Raw genomic sequence first — 5,428 nt, 5'->3', positions numbered from 1 at the left:
GTGCTGGTCGGCGGCGCCGGCGACCAGATGCTGAGCTCGCTGGTGACCGAGTTCGCGCTTGAGATCGGCAATTGGGGCATGGCGAGCGCGGTCGCGACATTGCTGCTCGTCTCGACGCTGCTCAGCTATGTCATATTCGCCAGACTGTTTCGAGCGCGCGGTCTGCCGATATGAGGACCGTCAACGCCTCGCCTGGTTTCCTGACCTGGCAGCAGCGGTTCGGCGGCATCGTGCTGCGCCTCTTGGTGTTGCTGACCTGCGCCTTCCTGGTGCTGCCGATCGTCGCCATCATCCCGATCTCGTTCAGCTCGGGCACGTTCCTCAGCTATCCGCTGCCGGGGCTGTCGCTGCGCTGGTATGAACAGGTGCTGCAACCGTTTCCATGGCTCACGGCGCTGAAGAACAGCCTGATCGTGGCCAGTGCCGCGACCATCCTCGCCACGGTGCTGGGCACCATGGCCGCCTGCGGGCTGATGCTGGCGAAGTTTCCGGGGCGTGGGATCGTGATCGCGATCTTCATGTCGCCATTGGTCGTTCCGCCGATCATCATCGCGCTCGGCGTCTACTTTCTCTATGCCCGCATCGGTATGTCAGGCACCTTCACGGGCCTGATCCTGGCGCACACCATGCTTGGCGCTCCTTTCGTGGTGGTCACCGTGATGGCCACGCTGCGCGCCTTTGACCGCCAGCTGCTGCGCGCCTCGCAGAGCTGCGGCGCGACGCCGCTGACCACCTTTCGCATGATCACCCTGCCGATCATCGCGCCGGGGGTTCTGTCTGGAGCCGTCTTTGCCTTCATCACCTCCTTCGACGAGGTCGTTGTGGCGCTGTTCGTCGCCTCGCCGGCGCAGTTCACGCTGCCGCGCCAGCTCTTTGCCGGCCTGCGCGACCAGCTCGAACCGTCGATCGTCGCGGTCGCCGCCTTGCTGGTCGTCTCCACACTGGTCTTTGTGGCGTTGTTCGAGCTGCTGCGGCGACGCGCCATGCGCGGTCTGGGGCGCACATATCCATGATCGGCTGGCGCGAATATCATCCCAAAAATCGTCACGCTGTTTCAGCCGCTATGCGCTATCAAATCCAGGGCGACTGAAGGCTTGGCAACATAGGGGGATCGGCATGAAGGGCATTATCGGGAGTGTGCTGCTGGCGGCCGTGCTCGGCATCGGCGCGCAAGGGCTGGCGCAGGCGCGCGACTTCACCGTGACGGCATGGGGCGGTGCGGTGCAGGACGCCAAGCGCAACATCTATTTCACGCCTTTCGGCATGGAGAAAGGCATCAAAGTTCTCGATGACGTCTATGAAGGTGGCTGGGCGCCGTTCAAGGCCATGCAGGACACCGGCGTCGTGCCCTGGGATGTGGTCCAGGTCGAGACCGCCGAGCTGGTGCGCGGCTGCGAGGAAGGCATTTTTGCACCGCTCGACTGGTCGAAGATCGGCGACAAGAAGGATTTCGTGCCCTACGCGGTTTCGGAATGCGGCGTCGGCACCACGGCCTGGTCGATCGTCATCGCCTACAACAAGGACAGCGTGAAGGAAGGCCCGGCGACGGTGCAGGACTTCTTCGATCTTCAGAAATGGCCGGGCAAGCGCGCCATGCGCCGGGGGCCGAAGATCAATCTCGAATTTGCCCTGATGGCCGATGGTGTGGCGCCCGCCGATGTCTACAAGGTGCTGTCGACGCCGGCAGGCATCGATCGCGCCTTCGCCAAGCTCGACACCATCAAGCCGCAGATTCAGTGGTGGAAGGCCGGCGCGCAGCCGACGCAGTGGCTGGCTTCGGGCGACGTCGCCATGGCGCTCGCCTATAATGGCCGGGTTTCCGCCGCGCTGGACGAGGGCAAGCATTTCGGCATCGTCTGGCAGAACACCCAGTATGATGTCGACGCCTGGGCCATTCCCGCCAAGTCGCCCTACATCGATCTCGCCCACCAATTCATCAAATACGCTTCCGACCCCAAGCGGCAGGCCGACTTCACCAACATCTTCGCCTACGGCACGACGATCAACGGCGCCGACAAGTTCATCAAGCCCGAGCGCATCGCCCTGCTGCCGGCCGGCGACAACCTCAAGACCGGCCTGCATATCGGCAGCGAGGAGGCCCGCGCCTTCTGGCTCGACCATCTGGAAGAGCTCAGCGAGCGCTTCAACACCTGGTCGGGGACTTCGGAATAGGCGGGAAAGCTGCCGGACACAGAAACAGCCCGAACCCGGGCTGGTTAACAGACACGCCGCGCCGCCGTTACGTCAGCCTTGGTTCCAAGCCGACTTCGTAGCGGCGCTTGACGTTGCAAAACGGAAGAGGACTGTTTGGTGGAGCCAATCGGGATCGAACCGACGACCTCTTGAATGCCATTCAAGCGCTCTCCCAACTGAGCTATGGCCCCACTTCCGGCAGTCAGCCGGCGCCGTTTCCGGCGAAGAGATCAGCGCGGGTTGGAACACCGCGCCGTTAGTGCAGGCGGCTTCTAACCCCGCCCTTCATCAATATCAAGCCTGAACACCGGCTTTTTATTCCAACGTTGCGAAAGCCGGCAAACGCCTTTCGCCAAAGGCCGATCAGACCTCGTCGTCGTCGTCGCCGACGCCGATCATGTCGGCAACGTCGTCGTCTTCTTCCTCTTCGTCGGCAAGGAAGGTGTCATCCTCGTCGTCGCCCAGGTCGACATCGTCCTCGTCGTCGCCGAGATCCGGCAGGTCGTCACCCTTGACGTCCTCGTCGGCCTCTTCGAGCGACACGACCTCGACGCCTTCCTCTTCCTCGCTGTCCACTTCCTTCTCGGCCACTTCCTCTTCCTCTTCGATGGCGGCGATCTTGCCTTCTTCGAAATAGGAACGCGGATAGGTCTTGTTGGTATAGGGCGAGACGATCGGATCCTTGTTCAGGTCATAGAATTTTCGGCCCGTTTCCGGGTCGATGCGTTTTGTGCCAAGTTCGTTTTTTGCCACGGCGAGCCTCGTCAATAAAAGAGTGGTCCCCTTAACCACAGTTTGCAGCGCTGTCAAAGCGAAAAGCCGGCGTCACAAAACCATGCATTGAAAGGCCTCGCGTCAAGTGACGACCATGGGGATGACCATTTCGCCCCGCCGTGATACGAGACCGCCGCAACAAATGAAAAGCGCCGGCCCGCCGGCAATCCGTCCAGGGAAATTCCATGTCTCACGCCGCCGCCTCCAAGCCGGCCACCGCCCGTAAATCGTCAGCCCTTTCCGGCACGGCACGCGTGCCGGGCGACAAGTCGATCTCACACCGCTCCATGATGTTCGGCGGTCTCGCCTCCGGCGAAACCCGCGTCACCGGCCTGCTCGAAGGCGAGGACGTGATGCGCACGGCTGCCGCCATGAAGGCGATGGGCGCGCATATAGAGAAGCGCGGCACCGAGTGGGTCATCCGCGGCACTGGCAATGGCGCCCTGCTGCAGCCGGAAGGTCCGCTCGACTTCGGCAATGCCGGCACCGGCTCGCGCCTCACCATGGGGCTGGTCGGCACCTACGACATGGAAACCACCTTCATCGGCGACGCCTCGCTGTCGGGCCGGCCGATGGGCCGCGTACTCGAACCCTTGCGCCAGATGGGCGTGCAGGTGCTGAAGGCGACGCCCGGCGACCGCATGCCGATCACGCTGCACGGCCCCAAGCACGCCGCCCCGATCACCTACCGCGTGCCGATGGCCTCGGCACAGGTGAAGTCGGCGGTGCTGCTCGCCGGCCTCAACACGCCGGGAATCACCACCGTCATCGAGCCGGTGATGACACGCGACCATACAGAAAAGATGCTGAAAGGCTTCGGCGCCAACCTGTCGGTCGAGACCGACGAGCGCGGCGTGCGCCACATCTTCATCGAGGGCCAGGGCAAACTCACCGGCCAGACGATCGCCGTGCCGGGCGACCCGTCCTCGGCCGGCTTCCCGCTGGTCGCCGCGCTGATCGTGCCGGGTTCCGACATTGTCATCGAAAATGTGCTGATGAACCCGACCCGCACCGGGCTGCTTCTGACGTTGCAGGAAATGGGCGGCCAGATCGACATCTTGAACCCGCGCAATGCCGGCGGCGAGGATGTCGCCGACCTGCGCGTGCGTTATTCCGAGCTCAAGGGTGTCACCGTGCCGCCCGAGCGGGCGCCGTCGATGATCGACGAATACCCGGTGCTGGCCGTCGCCGCGAGCTTTGCCGAAGGCGAGACGCTGATGCAGGGGCTGGAAGAGCTGCGGGTGAAGGAATCCGACCGGCTGTCGGCCGTCGCCAACGGGCTGAAGCTCAACGGCGTCGGCTGTACAGAGGGCGAGGCATCGCTGGCCGTGCGCGGCAAGCCCGGCGGCAAGGGGCTGGGCCAGCATCCCAATGGACAGAGCACCGTCGTCCAGACCCATCTCGACCACCGCATCGCCATGAGCTTTCTGGTGATGGGACTGGCGACGGAAAAGCCGGTAACCATCGACGACGCCGCCATGATCGCAACCAGCTTTCCAGAGTTCATGGGGCTGATGACGGGGCTGGGCGCGGAGATTGAATAGCGCGGACTGATCGTCTACTTTCGATCTAGTTTATTTTTTGATTTTTGGGGGAGAAAATATGACGACGCAAATAGCGTTTTTTAATCACAAGGGCGGCGTCTCCAAAACTACCAGCGTTTTTCATGTGAGCTGGAAGCTCGCTGAGCTAGGGCTTCGCGTTTTGATGGTAGATTGCGATCCTCAGTGCAATTTAACTGGCCTTGTTTTAAAGTATAATCATGATAACGACTATCCGTATGAGAGCAGTGGAAACGAAGAACCGAAAAATATCCGTCATGGCCTCTCCCCAGCTTTTGACGGCCGTCCCGTTGCATTAAAACCTGTAAAGACACATCAAGTTCCAAACAGACCTGGCCTATTTATACTACCCGGTCACGTTGCCTTTTCGGAGAATGAAAGCTCTCTGGCGATTGCTCACGAGTTATCTGCCAGCCTGACAGTCATGCAAAATATACCGGGATCACTCAGGTATCTCCTTCAAATAACTGCCGAGAGTATATCTGCTGACATTATTATCGTGGATATGTCTCCAAGCTTAGGTGCAATTAATCAAAACCTTCTTACCACCAGTGAATATTTCGTTATACCGATGGCGCCAGACTTTTTCTCGGCAATGGCGCTACGCTCCCTTGCGCGAGTCCTTCCTAGGTGGATGGCATGGTCCAAATCCGCGTCCCAACAGCAAATTTTGAAGGAAGCAGCATATCCATGGCCGGAACTTACTCCTAAATATGTAGGCTCCATAGTTCAAAATTATCGCAAGCGCTCAAGAGGCGGGGGAGAACCAAAGCCCACCCAAGCCTATCAGAAATGGTTCGACGAACTGGCATCTGTTAAGGCCGACATACTAATTCCATCACTCAGGCAAGCAGGGATGCTTGAGAAGAACGACCGCTATGTTGCAGCCAACGCTAAGT

General features: G+C 60.6%; 5 protein-coding genes and 1 tRNA gene. 4 read left to right on the top strand and 2 right to left on the bottom strand.

Annotation, left to right across the window (positions count from 1 at the left end; all coding sequences use genetic code 11):
• Window positions 1-170: 170 nt before the first annotated feature.
• Both AC1DX0_RS30420 and AC1DX0_RS30415 read left to right on the top strand, forming a co-directional pair.
• The gene (locus AC1DX0_RS30420; RefSeq protein WP_477218513.1) at window positions 171-1,013 is read left to right on the top strand and encodes an ABC transporter permease; all 843 of its coding nucleotides are present in this window, start codon (window positions 171-173) and stop codon (window positions 1,011-1,013) included.
• Window positions 1,014-1,116: 103 nt separating this feature from the next.
• On the top strand, window positions 1,117-2,172 hold the full coding sequence (locus tag AC1DX0_RS30415) for an ABC transporter substrate-binding protein (protein WP_477218514.1): 1,056 nt from the start codon (window positions 1,117-1,119) through the stop codon (window positions 2,170-2,172).
• Between the two features lie 136 nt (window positions 2,173-2,308).
• Here AC1DX0_RS30415 and AC1DX0_RS30410 read toward each other — a convergent pair.
• Both AC1DX0_RS30410 and AC1DX0_RS30405 read right to left on the bottom strand, forming a co-directional pair.
• Window positions 2,309-2,384 (bottom strand) — tRNA-Ala (locus AC1DX0_RS30410).
• 172 nt (window positions 2,385-2,556) lie between these two features.
• On the bottom strand, window positions 2,557-2,946 hold the full coding sequence (locus tag AC1DX0_RS30405) for a TIGR02300 family protein (protein ID WP_477218515.1): 390 nt from the start codon (window positions 2,944-2,946) through the stop codon (window positions 2,557-2,559).
• Between the two features lie 206 nt (window positions 2,947-3,152).
• Between AC1DX0_RS30405 and aroA the strand changes: the two genes are divergently transcribed.
• Window positions 3,153-4,511, top strand: a complete 1,359-nt coding sequence (gene aroA / locus AC1DX0_RS30400) for a 3-phosphoshikimate 1-carboxyvinyltransferase (RefSeq protein WP_477218516.1) — start codon at window positions 3,153-3,155, stop codon at window positions 4,509-4,511.
• A 58-nt stretch (window positions 4,512-4,569) separates the two neighbouring features.
• Window positions 4,570-5,428, top strand: an 859-nt coding sequence (locus AC1DX0_RS30395; protein ID WP_477358132.1) for a ParA family protein, incomplete at its 3' end; no start/stop codon positions are given.

Source organism: Mesorhizobium sp. P3_A9 (genome assembly GCF_056402975.1).
The sequence above is the reverse complement of the archived record's forward strand: the minus strand, read 5'-3'. Positions and strand labels throughout refer to the sequence as shown.

Bases quoted from the DNA above. Each gene is read 5' to 3' on its own strand.
- aroA (WP_477218516.1), top strand. From the start codon at position 3,153: ATGTCTCACGCCGCCGCCTCCAAGCCGGCCACCGCCCGTAAATCGTCA.
- AC1DX0_RS30415 (WP_477218514.1), top strand. From the start codon at position 1,117: ATGAAGGGCATTATCGGGAGTGTGCTGCTGGCGGCCGTGCTCGGCATC.
- AC1DX0_RS30420 (WP_477218513.1), top strand. From the start codon at position 171: ATGAGGACCGTCAACGCCTCGCCTGGTTTCCTGACCTGGCAGCAGCGG.